We start from the raw sequence: 20982 nt of genomic DNA on the forward strand, positions 1-20982 counted from the left end.
CGGACAGGGCCTAGCGCTTCAAGCGGCTGCGGACGGCCAGGGCGGCGAGTCCGAGGAGGGCCGGCTCGGTGAGGCGGGACGCCATCTCGGTGTAGGTGCCAGCGGTGGTCAGGTTCTGGCCGGAGGAGCGGAAGACCACCGAGTTGACGACCACCAGCAGGGACTTCTCGAACCGGTCGGTCGTGATGCTGCGGCCGGCCACCGTGCCGGTGGTCCTCGGCTTCGGGTCGTTCTGCGGCAGGCCCCACAGCATCATCGCCAGCACGGTGACGGTCATGGCCGCGAGGAGCCAGCCCAGGGCGCGCGAGGCCCGCTGCCCGTAGCCGGACAGCGCCCAGTACGCGGTGAGCAGGCTCCGCTCGGCCCAGGGGATGTCGTCGGCGTGGCGGCGCATCTCCATCTCGCCGTAGTAAAAGTCGGCGGCACCCGGTTCGTGCTTGCCGTCCTCGAAGGCCTTGCGCAGCTGCCGGTACACCGGGGCCAGTGCGGCAGGCTCCTGCACCTCCTCCCCGGCTGGCGCGGGCGTCCAGCCGTCGGCCGCCCGGCCGCGGGCGGCCCGCCAGTGGTGCTCCTCGGCCAGCGTCCGGCGCGGGGTCCAGCGCGCGGGCCGTATCCCGCGTCGGCGCAGGCCGGCGGGGGCGGCGGCGAAGGTGTACTTGCCTTCGAGCCGGAGCTGGTCGAGGTGGACGGTTCCGGCGAGCAGGCACTCGGTGAGGTCCACGCCGGTCAGCACCAGGTGCGCGGCGTCCACTCCCCGTAACGACATGATCCGCACGCCAGGGTCCGGGCGGCCGGGTCCGCCCGAGAAACCCTGTTCGTCCACTTCCCCGCCGTCCACGGCGAACGGCCGGGCTCGGGCGGTGATGCTCAGCGGGCTCTCGACGACCGCGTCGCAGAGGTCCACGGCCGCGTACCGCAGCCGCAGCGCCGCCGTAGAGGTCCACCGCGTCCGCCGGCACCGCACCGCTGCCGCGGCGGCCTCCAGCGTCATGGCGGCCCCGAACACCGCCTCGGACAGGTCCAGCGTCCCCGCGCAGACCAGCGGGCCGACCCGTGCGGAGCCCTCGAACGCCACCCCGGCGAACGACACCCGGCCGCCGGCCGTCAGCCCGCGGAGCGTGGTGGCGAGGTTGATCCTGGCCCGGTCGAAGTGTCCGTCACCGCCGATGTGGGCCTGGTCGAGGGAAGAGGAAGCCGCCGACCTCCATCCCTTTGAAACCCGCGTCCCGCCCGGTCCTCAGCCCGTCGAAGACGGCACGGCCGTCCACGCGCATCCGTTCGAACGAGGCACTGCCGCCAACCTGCGCTCCCTCGAACACGGCACGCCGGCGGACCGTCATCCGTTCGAAGCCGGCGTCCCCGCCGATCTCACCTGCCGGAAGAGGGCGCGGCCGCCGATCTCGGCCCGGTCGAAGGAGGCGTTGCCGGCGATCTCGGCCCCGTCGAACAGGGCGTCGCCGTCGATCCGCACCAGGTCGAAGCGCACGGCGCCGTGGAACACCGCCTCCTCGAAACGGGCCTGGCCGATGCGCGGCCCGGCCGTGGAGGGCTCCGTGAGCGCGGTGAGGAGCTCCCTGAGCAGCCCTACGGTGAAGCGGGTGCCGCGGTGGTCGAGGTCGGCGCCGGGCCGGAGTCCCGCGAGGTGGGCGGCGCGTTCGGCGTCGGGGAGGTGGGCCAGGCATACGGCGTACGGCTCGACCCGCCGGCCCCTGCACCCGGCGCCGCCCGGCGGGGCTTCGGCGCAGTGCGGCCATGACGGTACGTCCGGTGCGGTGCGGCGGTACGGGGCAGCGGTCATGTCCATGAGACGTGGCACGGCAAGCGACCGGTTGCGGCAAGCCCGTGACGCGCCCACCGGGGGCCTGGGCCGAGGACCAATGACCGGGGTCGGCCCCGACGCCGGGACCGGGCACCGGAGTCCGAGCCGGAGCCGGGGGCCAGGGGGACCAGAGCCGGAGCCGGAGCCGGAGTCTGGGCCTGGGCCGGAGCCGGAATCGGAGCCGTGGCCGTGGCCGTGGCCTACGGCACCGTCACCACAGCCGCCATCAGCGGCCTCGGCTTCACCCGCATATGCGCGAACCAGAGGCAGGTCTGCCCGGTCGGACGGACCGGCCCCAGCGGTTTAACGGAGCCGGTGCTGCCGCAGGGATGGGGGGAACTCACCCCCCGTGTCGCGTGGGGTTCTCAAGTCGCAAGGGAGAGAAGATCTTGGGTGACTTCCGTCCGGTGGCCAACGGACTTCGTACCGATCATCCCGTTCCGGGTCTGCCGTTCATCAACGACGAACGGCTGCCGCTCGACAACCCGGACGCGATCGAGCGCACCGGCCGGGACCAGGGCGAGGGACTGTGGGGCCGCACCGACCCGTTACCGGGAGGCGGCTGGGTGGCGTTCACCACAGAGCCGAAGAACCGCGCGTACGCCTGGGCCGTCCACTACCACCCCGAGCACGGCCGCACCGTCCTGCTGGTCACCGACGGCAGCTGGAGCGGCCTCCACCACGACTGGATGTACAGCCACACCGGCTTCCTCTACCGGCACGGCGGCTACTGGTGGGACGGCATCGCCTGGCACCGGCCCGGCGTGGTCTTCGACGGCGCCTACGAACGCTACGACGCCCGTCGCGTCCAGGACGCGCTCACCGTCACGGCCGCGGACCTCCTGGTCCACCCCGCCGACCCGAGCAAGGCGACGATTGCCACCATCGCAGGGTTCACCGCTCACAAGACGGCCCTGCTCAGCTGGCGGGATCACCTGGCGCTGTGGGCGGAGCACCGCCGGCGCGTGCTGGACGCACGGCCGCTGGACGAGTGCGTCGTCGACCTGAAGGCCCCCGAGCTGGAGCCGGGCCTCCTGGTGGACCGCGCCGGGCTGGCGAAGATCGCGAGCATCGCCGAGGACGACCTCCCGGACCCGAAGTTCGAAGACCACAAGATGCCCGAACCGCAGGCCCACGGCGCAGGCGGACCTCTGTGGTCGCGGCCCGTGGCCGGGGACTGGGCGGAACAGCACCACCGCGCCCAGGGCCCCGGCGCACTCCTTGCCGCCACCACCTCCTTCGGCACCCCGCAGCCCCAGGGGCTCGTCGCCGACCACAACCGCCTCACCAAGGTCATCCAGGGGGACGGGAAGCAGACCGAGGAGGCAGCCAAGACCCTCGCCTGGTGGCCCGCGGTCTCCCTCACGGTCGGCACCGAAAGCCTCGTCCCCATGTCGGCGCTGCGCACGACGCTGATCGAGGCCGTGCTCTCCCATCTGGCCACAGGAGTCCAGAAGGGGAGGAGCGGAATCTGGCTCGGCACCCTCCGCCGCGACGTGGTCCAGATCTTCGACTGGTACGTCCAGCGCAAGCCGGACCACACCGCAGGACTCCTGAGCGACATCTGCCTGGACGCCCACACACGGCTGAACGTGGACCCGGAAACCGTCGGGAAGATCATCCGCCGATCCCTCCACCTCGACAGCAAGCTGGACGAGAAGACCATCGACGCGCTCCTCGACATGGCCCTGCCGCCCTCCGCGAAACCCTCCGACAGCTAGACACGAGACCCCAGCCGGCTGCGCCCCGGCCCTGTCCAGCGCACCTGGGCGAGCCTCCCCGGCCGGGGAGGCCGTCGGGCGCAGCCTGACCCGCTGGAGGGTTGCACCGGAAGGGGGCTGGACAGGTGGTTGCAGGGGTGCACTAGGCGGGGGACCGCAGGTGTGACCGGAGGTGGGAGCCCCGAAATTGATGATCTTCCATTCGCGCAGGTCAGGGGCCGTGGGCAAGCCTCCTTCGGGGAACGACACCTCTTACCTCGCGATAGCCGAGGGGAAAGGTCTATCCGTATCCCGGGGACCTGCGGCCGCGCCGAGGGGTACATCGCGGCAGATCGTGGACGGGTACGCGCCGCTCTAGGTCACGCTGCGGCAGGTGATGTACCGGCTCGTATCCGAGGGCGTGCTGCCGCATACGCCGCCGATGTACCGGCGGCTGTCCGCGCAGCTGGCCCAGGCCCGGCGGGAGGGCCGCTTCCGCGATCTGAAATTCCGCGGCTACGAGGTGTTCCGGTTCGGCCACGACGAACTCCGCGACCGCGACCCCGCCCAGCCCCTGCTCGCGGGCTTCTTCGCCACGCTCCTTGACCGCCCACCCGCCGGTCCGCCTCGAGTGCCGCTGCCCGCCCAACCCTGATCGGGGCTTGTTCTCCCGTCCCACAAGCACTCCACTGCTGTCGTTCTGCCGCCAAGTCCCGCTAAGTAGTCCAGTTCATGCCACTTGGGGTGGTAGTCGATGCTCTGCAGTGCTCCGCTGCCTTCAGATCCCGCAGCGCGTTCGGGGATCAGGGCGTCCGGCCCGGCAGTTGCACGGCCGGGTGCATGTCGTTTAGCGCCGGTTGCCACTTGTCCGAGGTGACCACCGCCCTCAGCTGGGCCGGGCTCAATGGCGGGTTGGGGCGAGAGGACGTCGTGGTCTCCATCGGCGGAGCGTTCTTTTCGGACAGCTCGACCAGGAACCCCTGCGGGGTCACGAGCGCGGCCCGCCATTCCTTGATGTCTATGGCGGGGTTCTGGGCCACGTAGCCCTGCTGGGTCAGCAGCCTGGAGCCGTCGGCCAGCTGCTCCGTCGTGCAGGCGTCGTCCGGCCGCACATCCTTCTTCCTACAAAGGGTCGCGATGTTGGCCATGCTGCCGTTCGGGTCCACCGGGACCAGGGTGAGCCTGATCGCCACTCCGCCCTTGCCGTCGTCGTACACGCCGGCGACCCCCGCGCCGTGGCCGTCGGTACCGTTCGCATGCTCTACGGACAGAGTCCCTCCCGGCAGCAACCCCTTGAACACCTCGACCAGCTGTGCCGCGGAGACCGCGCCGGTACCGCCGGGCGGCAGCTCCGGGGCGCCGCCCCCGCCCCCGCCGGACCCTCCGCCCGACGGTTCCGGCGGCGCCGCGATCTCGACCCGGCCCGTTCCGTCCAGCAGCCCCCCGGCGTAGGCCCCGACCGCGCCGATCAGGGCCAGGGACAGCACCGATCCGCCGATCACGGCGGCCCGGCGGCGGGCCACGAGCCGCCGTCCGCGCCGCTCACCGGCTTCCACCAAGGCGTGCCGGTCGGCCGTGAAACCGTCCCCCGCACGCCGGAGGGCTTCGCCGAGCTCGTCTTCAAAGGGCATGGGGAACCAAACCTTCCGTTCTCAGGGTGAGTGCAGAGGACCACACCCGCACGGGGCCGCCCACCGGCGGCCTGGCCATTTCCGTTCTCAATGGCCCGCGAACTCACTGATGCTGCCGCCCAGTTGCTCCCTGAGTCGGGCGAGCGCCCGCGAGGTCCTGGTACGGACCGCCGCCGAGCTGGTGTTCATCGCGTCGGCGGTCGCCTCGATACTGCGGTCCTCCCAGTACCGCAGCACGAGCACCGCCCGGTCCTTGGGCGCGAGCCGCCCCAGGGCCTCCAGCAGCGTCAGCCGCAACGCCGGATCGCCGGGCCCGGGCCCGGATCCGGCGGCGGCCGCGCCCGACTCGGGGAACTCCCCGACCGGGCGCTCTCCCGCGGACCGCCGGCGCTGGTGGGTCAGGAAGGCCCGTACGAGCACGGTCTGTGCGTACGCCGCCGGATTGTCGATACGGGAAACACGCCCCCAGAGCAGGTACATCCTGCCCAGGGTCTCCTGCACGAGGTCCTCCGCGAGATGGGTGTCCCCGCTGGCCAGCAGACAGGCCGACCGGTACAGGTGCCCCGATCTGCCCTCCGCGAACTCACGGAACCCGTCTCCGCGACCCTGCCGCATCTACTCCCCCTCGCGTCGTCTCACCCCATCGACGCGACGGAGACCGGGAAATGTTTCACCCGAGTTCGTGGAAGTAGACGTGGAACTCCTATCGCACGAAGCCCTCCGCCTCGTACAGCCCCCTGCGCGACCGTGTTGTCGTGGCCCCGGCCGGGACGGTGACGACGGGTATGCCATAACCGTCGGGTCAGCTGGGACCGCTTCAGCCCCTGCTTGCCGCGGTCCACCGGTGATCTGCCCGCGGTTTCACCGCCGGTGGGGGCCTTGGTGATGCAGCCGTCCGCAGCCAGTTCCTCCAGCTCCAAACCCACCATCGTGTCGTAGGCCCGCAACACCGCGAGGACCAAGCCGCCGACGACACCGGCTTCGATCCACTCGTCCCGTCGGCGGCGGATCGTGGTCGCCGAACACGCCTCGTCCGCGACCCGTTCGTAGCCCATCCCCGACACCAGCGCCAAGATGATCCGGTGGAACACGATGCCGTCCGAGATCAGCGGGTTGTGACACCCCAAGGGGCGCGCATCCTCACGCTTGGGCAGCAGACACGGGAACTCCTCACGGATCGGAGCGATGATGGACGCGGGCACGTCGGACACGAACTCTCCCGATGATCACAGAGCGTAGACAACTCCGTGATCATCAACTCGTGTCCGTCATGCCACCGCCTTCGTCACGTCCATGGCCTACTGGCGGACGTTCTAAGGGGTGGAGGCGGGAGAGTGCCGCCACCGGATGGAGGTACCGCTGTGATCGTCCGACTCGTCCCACCCTCACCGCGCGGCGGCTTGTGCAGCTTGTGCCGTCCCATCCTGTACCTCGCAGACACAGCCCGTGCACGGGCCGGTCGGTCCGCTGAACCCACAACCGGCTGCCCGCCGGGCCAGGCACGCCACAGGCCCAGCCTTCACCCGTCCAGCGCACGTGGGCAAGCCTCCCCGGCCGTGAAGGTGTGCCGGGACACGCTAGATGTCACCAGAGAGAGGTAGCGGTCTGCGCCTTTCCGACGACTGGGACACGGTGGTTGTCACCAGTTGGCCAAGCTTGTTGTCACCTCTGGTACGCGGTCAGTCGTGTTGTCACCAGATCCGGAGAAATCTCCCGCCTTTGATGGGTCCGGCGGTTGGCTGGGGGCATGGACGATGGGCGACTGTCCGGCATGCGTGCCGACGTGACGGTGGCACCTCCAGATGGGGTGCTGTGGTCGTACGACTGTGCTTGGGCTGATCTCCTCGTTCCGGTGTCGCTCGCAGACGGCCTGGAAGAGCTGGATCTCGCTGACGGGTGGTCCCGCAGATGGACGGCGACATGGTCCTCGGGCCGCGGCCCGGTGTCCTGCGTGGTGCGGGACCTTGCTCGGACGTCGGTGCTGGAGGGTGGCTCGACCCGCTGGTTCTCGTGGCGGCGGTCTCAGCGGCACCGTCCCGGTCTGCACTTCCTTGTCAGTACGGGGCGGCATCACGGCGCCGAGAGTCTCGAAGAGGCCCGGGTCTTGCTCGCCTTGGACTTCGCCGGCGGAGTGGTCGATGTGATCGCGCAGCCGGTGAAATTCGGGTTCGATGCCGGCGGGAAGCGTCGGGCACACACCCCGGACTTCCTTGCCGTTACCAGGGCAGGCGTCTGGCTGGTCGACGTCCGGCCGAAGGCACTGATCAAGAGGTCAGACCTGGAGGCGTTCGCCGCGGCTGCGGAGATCGCGGCGGCCTGTGGCTGGCACTACGTGGTTGCCGCTCAGTGGCGGGAGAACGTTGCGGCGGCGGTGGATGCCTTCTCCTCCCAGCGACGGGCTCTGAGTGATCCGCTGGGGCTGCGTCCGGGCCTGCTTGAAGCCGCTCGGCGGGGCGGGACGTTCGGCGAGCTGGCGGACGCGACGTCGGTTCCTCCGGTGGCTCGGGCTCAGCTGCTGCACTTGCTCTGGCACCGTCAGGTGGGCGTTGATTTGAGCAGGTCCTTCGGCGATGCGTCGTTCGTCGTCCGTTCCACCGGGCCGGGCCTGTGACGGCGACTGTCGGCGTACACGTGAACGTCCCCAGTCTCGTACGGATGAATAGGGATAGTTGCTGATGCGGTGAGACCTGCTGCTCGGCACTCTGCTGCTTGGTCGATTTGGGTGGCGGAGGGGGCTGGCAGTGGTCTTGGATCCGCAGCGTTGGCTGGAGCTTCGACGCTTTCGTGGCTTGCTGGAGTCCGGGGCGATGAGCCTGTCGGAAATCGCTCGGGAGACCGGGCTGGACCGGAAGACGGTCCGCAAGTACCTGACGGCACCGGGGCCGGCGACCCCTCCGCGGCGGTCGCCGAGCGGGCGGTCGCGGGCAAGGGTGATCGACGAGTTTGGGCCGCTGATCGACTCGATGCTCCGGGCCGAGGTCCTGATGAAGGCCGCGGTCATTCACGAGCGGCTGGCCCAGGAGTACGGCTTCACCGGGAACTATCAGCGGGTCAAGCTCTACGTTCAGACGGCCCGGCCGAGGATCGCCGAGGAACTCGGGATCACGCCCAAAGAACTTGCGGGCATGCACCGCCGGTTCGAGGTGATCCCAGGCGCCCAGGCCCAAGTGGACTGGGGTGACGAGGGCAAGATCCTCGCCCACATGGGCATCGCGAAGGTCTACTCCTTCCACATGACGCTCTCGTACTCGCGAGACCCGTTCTGCTGCTTCACCACCAGCCAGGACCTGCAGACCTTCTTCGACTGCCACCGTCGGGCGTTCGCGCACTTCGGCGGGGCTCCGATGACGATCGTCTACGACCGGACCAAGACCGTCGTCCGCCGGCACGTCGCACCTGGTGAGGCTGTCCCGCTGCATCCGGAGGCGGTCGGATTCGCCGGCCACTACGACTTCGACATCGACGTCCTGGCCGCTTACCGGCCGCAGGGCAAGGGCCGGGTCGAGCGGCAGGTCCTGATCGTCCGCGACCACGTCCTGTCCGGCCGGTCGTTCTCCTCCGTCGAGGAGATGGATGCCGCATTCACCTCGTGGGTGCCGCAGAGGCGGGCCCAGATCCACAAAACCCACCGGGAGGTCATCGCGGAGCGGGCCGCGAGGGATCACGCGGCTCTCAAGCCGCTTCCCCCGACTCCGTATCTGGTGGCCGAACGGCAGCTGCGGCACGTCGGCAAGGACTGCCTGGTCGCCTTCGACGGCAACCTCTACTCCGTGCCGGCCCGCCGAGTCCGCGCTCGCCAGCTGGTCGAGATCCGGGCGACGAAATCCCAGGTCATGCTGTATGCCACCCTCGCCGACGCCCACGGCAGCACGCTCCTGGCCTCCCATCCCCGGGCCATCGGACGCGGTGCCCGTGTAGTCGACGAGACACACTGGGACGGCCTGCCCACCGGCAAGGGACGCCGGACCACCACCGGCGACGTTCCGGTCCAGCCTCGTCCGGAGCGGCCGCGGGGCGAGGAAGTCGGCCCCTTGCAGGCCCTGCTGAACAGAGCCGCGGCCACCCGGATCGAGGTCGGCCGACGGCCTTTGTCGGTCTATGACGAGCTGACCGGAACCCGGCCGTTCACCACCCATCGAGCGACGAAGGAATCCTCTTGAGCGAGCTGACCGGCAACCGCATCCGCACCACGGCCGGCAAGCTCGGCCTGCCCCACCTCGCGGAAACCATCAACGAGTTCACCCGCCGGGCGGACGAGGCGAAGATGGGCTACCTCGACTTCCTCGACCTGGTCCTCTCCGAGGAACTGGCCGTCCGCGACGACCGCCGCTTCCGCCAGGGCCTGCGACTTTCCCGGCTGCCGCACCACAAGACACTCGATGAGTACGACTTCTCCTTCCAGCCCGACCTCGACCCGCGCAAGGTCAAAGACCTGGCTACCCTCTCGTTCGTCGAGGCCAAGGCGAACGCCGCTCTCCTGGGGCCGCCCGGGGTCGGCAAGACACACATCGCCGTCGCTCTGGCCGTCGCGGCCTGCCGGGCTGGCTACTCGGTCTACTTCACCAGCCTCGACGACATGGTCCGCAACCTCAAAGCCGCCGAAGCAGCCGGCCGCCTGGCCAACAAGCTGGGCACCTACCTGCGGCCGGGCGTCCTCGTGGTCGACGAGGTGGGCTACGAGATCCTCGAACGCGGAGAAGCGAACCTGGCCTTCCAGGTCATCTCAAAGCGGTATGAAAAGGGCTCGATCATCCTGACCTCAAACAAGACCTTCAGCGAATGGGGACAGGTGTTCGGCGACGAAGTCCTCGCCACAGCCATCCTCGACCGCCTCCTGCACCACTGCGACGTAATCTCCATCAACGGCCCCAGCTACCGTCTCAAGAACCGACTCAAGGCCATCGAGCGAGACACCGACGTGGCCTGATCCGGGCCGGATATCCGACGAGGAACATGTTCCTTGTCGATTCGGAAGGTATGCCACACCTCGCGATCGGTGACACTTGGTGATCGCACGGCTTCAATCGAGCGCTCGCAGGACGAGGACCGTCTGCCGCGCAATGGCCTGCTGGCACATTGGGTCCCGCTTCTCGTCTTCAACTGTGACTCGCCCAGTCAACTGGGATACCAGGATTGCCTCGTAGCAGCTGGACAGGCACTCCAATGCTTCGTCGGCCGACAGGAACCTGCCAGGCGCTTCGAAGAGTCGAACCAGCGCCATCAGGAAGGGGCCGACCGCTGGCCTGGTGGGGACATCCGGCAGAAGGTCGTATTGAGTCAGGAAGTCTCGTGCGAAAGCCAAGTCGTCCCACCAGCTCGCTGGAGCTTGTGCGCGCAGGGTCAGTACGGACTTGACCAGCTCACGGTGCGGTTCTGGGAAGAAGTCGTCGAACGGCGGCTCGAAAAGCGGCATCGTCGATGCCACCACGTTCAGCACGAGGTCGGCCCGCGTGCTGTTGTCCAACGCCTCCAGCTCCTCTCCGTACGGCGCGACGTTCTGGTCCCACAGCTCCAACCCAGTCCTCCAACGCTCTGCTACCCCTGAACCGTAGACGGGGACGTTCATCCGTACACAACTGGGGAGCCGAGGTTGTACGCCGACAGCGACGCGGGTGCTGGACCTGTCGCCGGGGGCCGGGCTGGTGCTGGACGGCAGGGAGTGGAGTGTCGAACTACGTGAGCCCGAGCTGGGCCGAGTGCAGTTGGTGGCTCCCGATGGGACCCGGCAGCGGGTGAGTTTCCGGTTTCTGGCGAATCACCCGTGCTGCCGTTCCTCTTCACGAACGTCATCCGCCGGGGCCGGCCGGGGCAGGCAGACGAAGACGCTGCAGGACCTTGAGCCAGGCAAGCGCTACCTGGCGGCATTGCGGCTGGCCCACCTGCTGGAGGTGGGGACTGGCTTCCGAGGTGGCGACCCGCTGCGGCCTGGGCCAGGTGAGCCGAAACCTGAGTACGACCCGGCCATGACGACGCTGACGGAGCGCCGCTTGGCGAAGGTCGCCGAGCTGGGCGCTATGGACCCGCAGCAGGCGAGGTTGCTGGGCCTGGGCCGCGTCGGCTATCGCACGCTGATCCGTTGGGAGCAGGGTCGCCGCCGGTTCGGACTGATCGGCTGTGCTGACGACCGGTGGCTGCGGGAGAGCGGCGGGCACCCGAGCGTCAGCGAGGCAGTCCGTGAGGCGATTTTCGCCGTCCGGCAGGAGACACTGCACCGCTCCAGGGTGAGCATGCGGACGAAGGACCGCATGATCCGTCAGTACGTACGCGAAGTGCTCGACCTCGATCCCGAGAAGGACGCTCCTTCGTATCGGACGCTGTGCCGGGTCTGGAAGGAGTGGTTCGGCCCTGGAGGATCTCGCCAGAGGTATGCCAGGTCGGCCGAGCTGCCGGAGAAGAACGGGCACGTGGTGGTGCACCGTCCGGGCCAGGTCGTCGCTCTGGACACCACTGTGCTGCCGGTGATGGTCCGGGAGAGCGTGTTCGGCGAGCCGGTGAAGGCCCACCTCACACTGGCGATGGACGTCCACACCCACTCGCTCTGCGCGTTCCGGCTCACGCTGGTGTCCGACACCTCGGTCGACGTCGCGATGCTGTTGCGGGACGTGATGTTGCCGTTGCCGATGCGGGACGAGTGGTGCCAGGACCTGGAGTGGCCGTATCCCGGCTTGCCAGCGGCGGTGGTTGCCGAGTTCGCCGGTCACAAGGTCGCCGGATTGCCGTTCTTCGCCCCGGAGACCGTGACGACGGACCACGGGTCGGTCTATCGCAACCACCACCTGGTGGAGGTCGAGCGGGTGCTGGGCTGCAACATCCTCCCGGCCCGGGTGCTGCGGCCGACAGACAAGCAGACGGTTGAGCGGGCCTTCGGTTCGATCCGGTCGCTGCTGTTCGAGCAGCTGCCTGGCTACACCGGGATCGATGCTGCCGATCGCGGAGCCGACCCGGAGGGCGACGCGGTGCTGACCATCGACGCGATGGAGCACCTGATCGCGACATGGATCGTGTCGGTCTGGCAGCGGCGGCGGCTGGGGGAGTACGCACCGAGCTGGGACCCGGGCGGGGACCACAGCCCGAACACCCTGTTCGCGGCATCGTTCGCACAGGCCGGCTTCGGCATGGACATCCCCTCGCCGGAGCTGTTCTACGAACTGCTGCCGACCCATTACGTCAGCATTCACCCCCGGCGCGGGGTGAAGATTCGCGACCTTTGGTATGACGGCCCGGCATTGGAGGACTACCGCGGCCAGCGGTCCAGCCGGGGCGGCCGACAGAGGGGCAAGTGGGTCATCCGCCGTGATCCGAGGGACCGCCGTCGGGTGTTCTTTCAGGATCCGATCACGCACGACTGGCACCCGCTGGACTGGACCGGGCTACCGCCTGACGGTCAGGCCCCGGCCTTCGGGGATGCACGGGTACGCGAGCTGATGGCCAAGGTCTGCGCCAGCGGGCTGCAGCCGAAGTCCGACCGGGAGCTGCTGCCGGTGCTGCTGGAACTGGTCGGGCTGCGGGCCCCGGTCAGCGGCTGGAAGAGCCTGCGGAAGGCGGAGCGGACCGAGCATGCCCGTGAGGTGAGCCAGGCGGCCGCGGCCCGAGCCGACCGGCCGCCGGACATGCCACCTGCTCGCATCCCGGATGCGGCCGAAGTCGGGGCGGTCGTCACGCCTTTGCGCTGGAGCCAGCGGGTCAGGCAGGCCGAGCAGAGCATCGACGCCGAGCGCCGGCACCGGCGCGAGCAGGCCGTCCGGCGCCACCGCCCGCCCTGGGAGAGTCCACGGGCAGACGGGACCTTTTCCTCCTTCCGGAGGACGACGAACAGGAGCCGCATGGCGGACCGCACACAGGATGAGAGCGGCATCGTCCCCTTCCTCCGGTCGGGGCCGCCGCCGGACCGCACAACTTGGGAGGGCTGGCAGCAGTGGCAGCAGCAGCGCGGCACGTTCGTTCCAGCGCCACGGCTGTCCATGGAGGAGTACGCGGTGCTGAGCCCCAGGCGACGGGCGCTGAACGATCTGCACCGCACGGCCACCCACGTCAACATGGGGCTGCTGGAGACGCCGATGAGCGCGAGGGTCACCAAGCTGATGCGGGGCCGGCTGCGGAACAACGCGCTGAACTTCGAGCCGGGCACGCGAGACGGCCTCATGATCAGCGGCGGGGGCTTTCTGGGGAAGACCGAGACTGCCTGCGCGGCCGCCGCAGCCTTCGAACAGCTCTGGCGGGACCTGCATCGGCAGCTTCTGCCCGGGCCGGTTCCCGGAACCCGCGACCTGTTCGTGCCGGTCGCCTACTGCCGAACCCCGGTGCGAGCGACACCGAAGGGGCTCTGCGCGGCCATCCTCGACTTCTTCGGCGCCCCGCACCCCAAGACGCTCAACGGCATGATCCGACAGGTTCGCGACTCGATCCGCGACCATCACACCACCGCGCTGCTACTGGACGACATCACCCGGTTGCGGCTCCACCGCGAGGACGACCAGGACACCCTCGACCTGGTCCGCGAACTGATGGACCTCAACGTTACGCTCGTGCTCATCGGCGTCGACATCCCGAACTCGGGGCTGATCATGGGCGGTCACGCGGACCCCCGGACGGGGCAGTGGGTGTTGGGCTCGGCCAAGGCCGGAAGCAGCTTTAACCCTTCCGCCGCAACCCAGACCGAGCGTCGGTTCGACCTGGTCGACCTTGACCCGTTCGACTACGACACCGCCGAGGGCATGACGGCGTTCATCGACCACCTGGCTGGCCTCGAGGACCGGCTGCGGTTGCTGAGGGCCAAGGACGGGATGCTCACCGACGGCGAGATGCCCGAATACCTCTTCCGCCGCACCCGCGGCATCGTCGGCCTGCTCAAGCGGCTGATCGAGGATGGTTGCAGGGAGGCCATCGAGTCGGGAGCCGAGGAACTGACGCCGAAACTGCTGGCCACGATCCCTATCCGGCTCGGCAACGTCGCCGACCGCGACCCGAGCGCCGGCGAAATCCCCGAGATCCCGGCCGCCGAGTCTGCCAAGAGCACCGTCAAACGCCGGAGGGGCCGAAACACTGTCTTCGACGACCGGGGTGGGCGAACCGCTGATGCCTGAGGCACTTGATGCGAGGCAACTCCGTCCTATGGCACGAAGCTTGGACCCGCTGGAGGGCGAGGCTCTGTCCGGCTACCTCCTGCGGCTGGCCCATCGCCTCGGCGTCGATCCCCTGAGCCTCTACGTCCGCACCGGACTCACCGGCTCCCGTCCCGAAGGAACGAAGATCACCCGGGTCTCGCCGGCGCTCGGTTTCAGCCTCGACGACGTCAGCTTGGACGCGTTCTCCCGCACGACCCGCCTGTCCCGTGAGGAGGTCACCCGGCTATTGGTGGCTCCTTTGGGAGTCCGCTACGGACCTCTGAGCACCGAATATTCCAAGTCCCAGGCCGATGAGCGGTCACGGTTCGTCTCTCCGTGGGTTCTGTCGGACCGAACCCAGTACTGCCCTGACTGCCTCGCCGGAGAAAGATCGTCGCAGATCGAGCAGGCCCACGGCGGAGCATGGCTACGGATCTGGCGACTGTCCGCTGTCTTCGCCTGCCTTCGGCACGGGCGCTTCCTTTGGCAGCGCTGTCCCCACTGCGGCGAGCAGGTCCAGGGCGAGGCGAAGAACCTGATCGCCCGGCCGCGGGACGGAGAGCTCCACCCCACCCAGTGCCGGGGATCCGCACCGGTCGAAACCCTCCGGGCGGCCCGGCCGGCCTGCGGAGCCAATCTGGCCAAGACCGACCAACTGCAAGACTTCTTGCCCACCGCAAGCCGCAGTCGCGAGGCTGTCTTCGCCACCCAGGAACGGCTGGTGTCCTTCCTTGCATCGGACGGACCGGAGCACGTCAGCAGTGTTGGCTGGCTCGTCCCCACGGCCCAGTACTTCACCGACCTACGGACGGTCGCCACGCTGATCCTCATGACCTGGCCCGAAGCACGAACCCATGCGGCCACGTCAACACTGGCCAAGATCCTCGATCAGGAAGCCGAGCAACGGCACCGGGCGTTCGAGAACGTGCGGGACACCCCCGGCGCCTATCGCCGAAAAGTCAGCGTCTACATCGCTCCATCCGAGAACCCCACGGTCACCGCCGCGATCCTGGAGATGGCGGACCGCTTCCTCAGCGCTCCGGACGAGCACGAGGCAGCCCGATACCTCGAACCCCTGGCGATCGAAGCTACCTACATTCACCGAAAGGTGGGTTATGCCCTTCGAACCAGGCCTGGAACGTCCTTCCCACTCCAGGTCGCCCTCCTGGCTCATCGACGCGGCGAGAGCAGTTCGGCAACGGCCGAGGAGATCATCACCAAACACGGCGGCTTCCGGAGGGCCCCATCGAACTCTGCCTGAGTACAGACTTGTCACCTGACAGCTGCCCCGACCCCGCCCTCCGAGTCATCGTGAGCAGGGTTGCTGTCACCGAAGGCGCGGCGTCCTTGTCACCTTGAGATCGTTTGTGGTCTTTAGACGTCGCTTCATTTGGTGAGGCGGCGGTGGCAGATGAGGACTGCGGCTATGCCGACGAAGGCGAGGAAGTGTTCTGCCTTGCGTTCGTAGCGGCGGTGGAGCGACGGCAGCCGGCGAGCCAGGACACAGTCCTCTCGACGACCCATCGGTGACGGCCTAGCCGTTGCGAGGACTCGATGCCCCGGCGGGCGATGCGGTGGCGGATGCCGCGTTTGCGGAGCCATTGCCGCAGGTGGTTGTAGTCGTAGCCCTTGTCGGCGTGCAGTTTCGCCGGGCGCCGACGGCGGGGGCCGCGGCGGGAACGGATGGGGCGGGATGCCCCGCACGAGCGGCTCCAAGCCCTGACTGTCATGCATGTTGGCGCCCGAGATGCCCAGGGACAGAGGCAGTCCGTTCCGGTCGGTGATCAAGTGAATCTTCGATCCCGACTTGCCGCGGTCGGTCGGATTCGGTCCGGTCAGTGGCCCCCTTTTGCCGCCCGCAGGCTGACGGAATCGATCGCGCATCGCGACCAGTCCAGCTCACCGCGGGCGCCGAGTTCGTCGAGGACAACGCGGTGGAGCCGGGCCCAGACCCGGGCTCGGCTCCACTGGGCGAAGCGCCGGTAGACCGTCTGCCAGCTCGGGCCGAAAACCGGCGGGAGCTGCCGCCAGGTGCAGCCCGAGGTCGCCACGAAGATGACCGCGGCCAGAGCCTCGCGGTCACCCGCGCGCCGGCGGCCCCCACCCTGCGGGCGTATCACCTCCGTCGGCGGCACCACCCGCCGAAACAACACCCACAACTCGTCCGGCACCAGCCGTTCAACCAGATCCGTCATGCACGGTTCAACGAATGATCACGCCATAAGAAACGATGTCTTACTCTCGACACAGACAGCCCCGGGGAGACGAGTTGATCACGGAGTACCAGCAGAAGCTGCGCGAGCGCTACATCGGCGCCACCGTCATGCCAGCCCCGGAGCCGTGGCAGCCGGTGCTGGACCGCAGGACCCCCATCGGGGGTCTGCTCGGCATTGGCTTCGCCGTCGATCCCGACAGCGGGCACGACCTCGTCATGGTCGTGTCCAGCGACGGCCATGGACTCTTCGACGCGGTCACCGGCGAAAAGGTTGCCCGCGATCGGGACCCAAACCCCGACACCAGCACTCCGGACGCGTCGCCGGAGCTCACCTGCCCCGGGCTCGGCCCGATCGAGGGCACGCCGGTGCGTATCGCCGGGCTCTTCGGCGGCGGCCTGCACAGCACCACGCCAGACGGTTGGACCCTGGACGTCGTCAGCCCCGAGTGGCCCCACGACCGCGTCATCCTCTCCGCCGACGGCGGGTCCCACAAAGGCCCGGCGGGAGGGACGTGGTGGCACATCTTCCACGCCGAGTACTCAGAACTCCGCGCAGCCGGGTTCTCTCCCTCCGGGCTGACCCTGGCGGTCGCCACCAGCAGCGACCTCGCCCTCTGGACCCGACCTGAACTCCACTTTGACGACTGAGCGGACACGGTTCAGCAGGCGAATGCACTCTTCCTATGTGCCGAGGCTCAGTAGTTGTCACCGTCGGCACCAGATAGCCTGCGAAGAAAGCAGGTCGAAGCAGTCGGGCTGTCACCAGAGAGGCGCTGCAGTTGTCACACACGGGCGACGCCTGGGTCGTACGGGTACCGGTGCGCAGCATTCCTCGCGAGGACCTCATCGCCATGCTTCGTGAACAGACCCCGGCATGCGGACCTGCCCGTGACGCCTTGGTTGCCGGAGGCGCCTTCGACGTCTCGGATGGTCTGGTCCCCGCCAGCCGGCACGCGGGTGTGTTCGCGATTCGTATCCGCACAGCTGCTCGGTGTGGCCACACAGTCGGGGGCCTTGCCGCCTCTGTTGACATCCTCCGGCAGGCCGGGGAGGAGCTTGTGCGTACCGGTCTCGTCTACTCCGTGGACAGGTCGTCCGTGTTCACGATCTTCCTGAACTCCTCAGCGACAGAAGTGCTGGCCTGCGCAGGCGGACTCCGGCCCAAGCCCCCGCAGCTGCCGGCAGATGCCCCCGAGTGACAACACGCATGCCTTTGTGTCAACTCTCATGCCTCGGCTCATCCTAGCCGTGGCCCACACAATCACACGGTGACAACAAACGTGTCCAGGTGACATCTAACGTGTCTCGGCACAGGCGCGCTGAGGCGCGCCTAGAGGCCGGGGACCGGGGTTGCACCGGGAGGAGGCTGGACCGTTGCTTGGAGGGTTGCTTTCAGCGGGGGACCGTGGGTGTGACCGGAGGTGGGACCCTCCTGAATCGGGCATGGTCTGTTCTTGCAGGTCAAACCCCGTGGGCAAGCCCCCTGGCGAGAAGGACACCTCTTTCCTCGCGATAGCCGAGGGAAGAGGTCCGCTTCGATTCTGGTGGCCGGCGGCGGTGCGAGGGGACCGGGCGCCACAGGGGCGACCCGTTGTTGCGCGAGCGCCTTGCAGAACCGTGTCGGATCCTTCCGGGCCCCTCGCTGTCCAGGCCGCAGGGCTAGCTGGTGACTGCTTGTGGCGTCCGTGTGCTGCTGTGTGTCGGCGGGAATGCCGGGTCGGCGAAACGGTTCACTACAGTGCCGCCCGCCGAGAGGAACCTGCTCATGAGCACCCCCGCACTCCGCCCCTCGGTCGCAACCTGGGCTCCTTCCCAGTCCGGACCGTGCGCACGGCTGGCCTGTTAACTGCACCAGTGACCGGCGCCGCTTGGTGCGACTCTCAGGGTGTGACCGCCCGAGCGAAGGCAGTGCCGAGGTGGTAGCCCTGTCATGTGCACGAGGCACGTTTTCAGGCAATTTCGCGAGCGCGTGTCAGAGCTGCATTCAGGCTGTGAGCCAGGCCCACGGCTCGTGAACAAGGCTGTGGATTGACGCCGTGATGTCGTCGCATTGGTCGGTCCGGCGGGCTGGGCGGCTGTAGCGGCCAGGCGTCACAGGCCGTGTCGGCCGGTCATCGGGCGGCTGTCATGGCCGGCGGGCGTTCCGGGTGGTCATCTTGCTGGCCGTGGCGTCAAGGTCGGCAGCCCGGACTTTCGCCGGTGGTGTGTTTCCGGGTGCGGCTCGCTGCGGAGAGCGGCGCGGGTGGCTGGTTGGTGACGGGCGCTCTGGTGGGTGATCGGTGGGCGTGGGAATCTCTGGCTTGTGTCCCGGCCGTGTGGTTGTGGGGCGTTTTGCATGGAAAGGGGATTCGGTGACGGAACGTGGGGATGCACCGCCGCAGGAACGGCTGGAGCGGCTGCGCGCCTCTCTGATGGGGACGTCCACCCGGGCGCGGGCGGGACGGTTCGCGACGCGCGGGCACACGAATGTGCTGATCGGTGCCTCGCTGCACGCCGCTGACCGGCTCCGGCAGGGCCACGCGGTCACCGAGCTGGAGCAGTGGCTGCTCGATGTGCTCGGGGCGGCGCTGTCCGAGCAGGAGATCAAAGACTGGGGCGGGGTGTACCGGGAGGCGGTGCAGGCTCTGGGTGACCAGGTGTCCGTGGTACCCCCCGTCATCTCCGGGCGGGCGGTGGAAAGCGGCTTCCGGCTGGAGGACTTCGGGAGCGTGCTGCCCCAGGTCGGGGAAGAGCACGCGGCGCTGCCCAACACGGAGATCGTGGACCGGGAGGCGGTGGCGGCGGGGGCGAGCATCGACAGCCCCTCGTTCGTCCAGGCGCTGCCCGCCTACGGTTTCGGCGCCACCGTCTTCAGGCGGCCCAGCCCCGCACCGGCCGCGTTCCAGGATGCCGGAGACCAGGCACAGACTGAGGCGGAGCGTGCGCCGGCAGCACCGTTCCGGGTGAAGCTGGAGCTGGAGAGCTTCAAGTGCATTCGGGCGGTGGGCGACCAGTGGGGCGGTAAGGACGAAATCTACTGGTGTGCCTCCGTCAGCAGTGACAAGCAGTCGGGTTCCGGGTTCACCTCGCAGGAATTCGGAAAAATGCAAGCCGGGTCGTCCCGGGACTTCGATGTTGCGCAGCGCACCATCTTCGACGGGAACGTGCAAGAGGGCCTGGTGCTGTCTTTGTCCTGCTGGGAGGCCGACCAGAGCCCCCCGGCATGGGTACAGGCCCTCGAGAGGCTGCTGGATGAAATGTGCGACCGCATCTTCAGCCACTGGGGATGGGCGCTGGTCGGATTGCTGCCCGGCGGCTACACGGAGATGCTCATCGGCATCGCCGCGGAAATCGCCGGCATGCTCGCCTGGGTCATCGACCACGTCCGCAACTACGACGACCTCTCCTGCGCCCGGGTCATCCTCCTCGACCGGTACGACCTGGCCCTGATGTCCCGCGGCAAGCTGCGGGTCTGGGACTTCAACGGCGACGGCCACCACCAGCTGACCCTCAAGTACAGCGGCGCCACGGTGCCCTTCCCCGTGGGGACCCTCGAGTACGCGCTGCTCACCGACGACGGCTGGTCCGTACCGGTCACGCTGCCGTGGGAGACCATGACTCCGCCCGCGATCGCCTCCTACAAGGGAAAGCTCCACGCCCTGTACGTGCGGCCCGCAGACGGGGCGGTCATGTGGAGCGTCCGCGACCAGAAGGGCTGGGGCGTACCACAAAGGATCCACGGCTGGGCCGTCAACTACGCGCCTGCCCTGTGCTCGTTCAACGGCGAGCTCTACTGCGCGCTCACCGGGAAAGACGACGTGCTGCGGTGGGCCACCACCAGCAACGGCACGACCTGGACCCAGACCACGACGCTGCCCTCCACCAACGCGCAGTGGCCCCCGGCCCTCGCCATCGGCTCAAAGGGCGGCGTGTTCCTGTGGATGAACCATGTCGGTAAGGACGAGCGGCTCAACACCAACGTCCGTCACAAGACGGGGGGCGCCTGGCACGGCACCTGGGCCGACAACCTCAACTGGGCCACCGTACGGCCCGCCGCCATGGCCTGGTACCAGGACCAGACCTGGCGGGCGACCACCAGCACCAACCAGGCAATCTGGCTGGCCACCGGGGAAGACAAACTCTTCGGAAACGCGATGCGAGCGCACTGGACCGAGCGCGCCAAGATCAAGGTACAGGCCACCAACCATGGCCCCGCCCTCGCCGTCCACAACAACGCACTCTGGTTCTTCATTCGCACCACAGACGGCACCCTGTGCACGTTCCCGATCACCAGCGCCACGAGCCCCATCAAACAAGTCACTGTGCACGGTTCGATGAAGCCCATGGATGAATCCTCGGCCGCGTCCCACGACAACAAGCTGTACGTCATGTACCGCCGCTGACTCATCCCCGGCGAACGAACACCGGCATCCGGCGCCCTGCCCCCACCCCCCTTCGGTTCTAGTGGTCGTCGCAACACCCCAGCTCAAGGGGTGCGATGGACTTCGAGATCCGGAAGGACCGGCAACAGAAG

The 20982-nt window shown here is 68.5% G+C and carries 12 protein-coding genes and 3 pseudogenes; 9 read left to right on the forward strand and 6 right to left on the reverse strand.

Annotated features, from left to right (window positions below):
- Positions 1–10: 10 nt before the first annotated feature.
- Positions 11–1798: pseudogene (locus OG509_RS39690) on the reverse strand (pentapeptide repeat-containing protein).
- A 410-nt stretch (positions 1799–2208) separates the two neighbouring features.
- On the opposite strand from OG509_RS39690, the gene OG509_RS39695 reads away from it, so the two are divergent.
- Positions 2209–3540: a hypothetical protein gene (locus OG509_RS39695; protein ID WP_406187409.1), complete on the forward strand. Its 1332-nt coding sequence runs from the start codon at positions 2209–2211 to the stop codon at positions 3538–3540.
- A 376-nt stretch (positions 3541–3916) separates the two neighbouring features.
- Positions 3917–4174: a hypothetical protein gene (locus OG509_RS39700; RefSeq protein ID WP_406187410.1), complete on the forward strand. Its 258-nt coding sequence runs from the start codon at positions 3917–3919 to the stop codon at positions 4172–4174.
- Positions 4175–4322: 148 nt separating this feature from the next.
- On the opposite strand, the gene OG509_RS39705 is transcribed toward OG509_RS39700, so the two are convergent.
- From OG509_RS39705 to OG509_RS39715, 3 genes and pseudogenes are all read right to left on the reverse strand, one after another.
- Entirely contained in the window at positions 4323–5150 is an 828-nt protein-coding gene (locus OG509_RS39705; protein WP_406187411.1) for a hypothetical protein, read from the reverse strand.
- Between the two features lie 87 nt (positions 5151–5237).
- A complete protein-coding gene (locus OG509_RS39710; RefSeq protein WP_406187412.1) occupies positions 5238–5765 on the reverse strand; it encodes a SigE family RNA polymerase sigma factor in 528 nt (175 codons plus the stop codon).
- A 136-nt stretch (positions 5766–5901) separates the two neighbouring features.
- Positions 5902–6361: pseudogene (locus OG509_RS39715) on the reverse strand (IS5/IS1182 family transposase); the annotation flags it as partial.
- Between the two features lie 536 nt (positions 6362–6897).
- Between OG509_RS39715 and OG509_RS39720 the strand changes: the two are divergent.
- From OG509_RS39720 to istB, 3 genes are all read left to right on the forward strand, one after another.
- The gene (locus OG509_RS39720) at positions 6898–7761 is read left to right on the forward strand and encodes a TnsA-like heteromeric transposase endonuclease subunit (RefSeq protein WP_406187413.1); all 864 of its coding nucleotides are present in this window, start codon (positions 6898–6900) and stop codon (positions 7759–7761) included.
- Between the two features lie 130 nt (positions 7762–7891).
- Positions 7892–9310, forward strand: coding sequence for an IS21 family transposase (istA, locus tag OG509_RS39725; protein WP_406187414.1), 1419 nt, complete (start codon positions 7892–7894; stop codon positions 9308–9310).
- Positions 9307–10077, forward strand: coding sequence for an IS21-like element helper ATPase IstB (gene istB / locus OG509_RS39730; protein ID WP_406187415.1), 771 nt, complete (start codon positions 9307–9309; stop codon positions 10075–10077). Before istA ends, istB begins: the two co-directional genes overlap by 4 nt.
- Positions 10078–10170: 93 nt before the next feature.
- On the opposite strand, the gene OG509_RS39735 is transcribed toward istB, so the two are convergent.
- Entirely contained in the window at positions 10171–10665 is a 495-nt protein-coding gene (locus OG509_RS39735; RefSeq protein ID WP_406187416.1) for a hypothetical protein, read from the reverse strand.
- Positions 10666–11113: 448 nt separating this feature from the next.
- Between OG509_RS39735 and OG509_RS39740 the strand changes: the two genes are divergently transcribed.
- Positions 11114–14233, forward strand: coding sequence for an AAA family ATPase (locus OG509_RS39740; RefSeq protein ID WP_406187417.1), 3120 nt, complete (start codon positions 11114–11116; stop codon positions 14231–14233).
- A 40-nt stretch (positions 14234–14273) separates the two neighbouring features.
- A complete protein-coding gene (locus OG509_RS39745; RefSeq protein ID WP_406187419.1) occupies positions 14274–15515 on the forward strand; it encodes a TniQ family protein in 1242 nt (413 codons plus the stop codon).
- Positions 15516–15640: 125 nt separating this feature from the next.
- Here OG509_RS39745 and OG509_RS39750 read toward each other — a convergent pair.
- Positions 15641–16449, reverse strand: a pseudogene (locus OG509_RS39750) (IS5 family transposase).
- 74 nt (positions 16450–16523) lie between these two features.
- On the opposite strand from OG509_RS39750, the gene OG509_RS39755 reads away from it, so the two are divergent.
- The gene (locus tag OG509_RS39755; protein ID WP_406187420.1) at positions 16524–17117 is read left to right on the forward strand and encodes a hypothetical protein; all 594 of its coding nucleotides are present in this window, start codon (positions 16524–16526) and stop codon (positions 17115–17117) included.
- 1703 nt (positions 17118–18820) lie between these two features.
- On the forward strand, positions 18821–20851 hold the full coding sequence (locus OG509_RS39760; protein ID WP_406187422.1) for a hypothetical protein: 2031 nt from the start codon (positions 18821–18823) through the stop codon (positions 20849–20851).
- Positions 20852–20982: the final 131 nt, after the last annotated feature.

It is taken from the genome of Streptomyces sp. NBC_01006, from assembly GCF_045162725.1.
Lineage (GTDB): Bacteria > Actinomycetota > Actinomycetes > Streptomycetales > Streptomycetaceae > Streptomyces.

Coding starts and splice junctions, on each gene's coding strand:
- OG509_RS39740 (WP_406187417.1), top strand. CDS start 11,114: ATGACGACGCTGACGGAGCGCCGCTTGGCGAAGGTCGCCGAGCTGGGC.
- OG509_RS39720 (WP_406187413.1), top strand. CDS start 6,898: ATGGACGATGGGCGACTGTCCGGCATGCGTGCCGACGTGACGGTGGCA.
- OG509_RS39705 (WP_406187411.1), bottom strand. CDS start 5,150: ATGCCCTTTGAAGACGAGCTCGGCGAAGCCCTCCGGCGTGCGGGGGAC.
- OG509_RS39710 (WP_406187412.1), bottom strand. CDS start 5,765: ATGCGGCAGGGTCGCGGAGACGGGTTCCGTGAGTTCGCGGAGGGCAGA.
- OG509_RS39700 (WP_406187410.1), top strand. CDS start 3,917: ATGTACCGGCTCGTATCCGAGGGCGTGCTGCCGCATACGCCGCCGATG.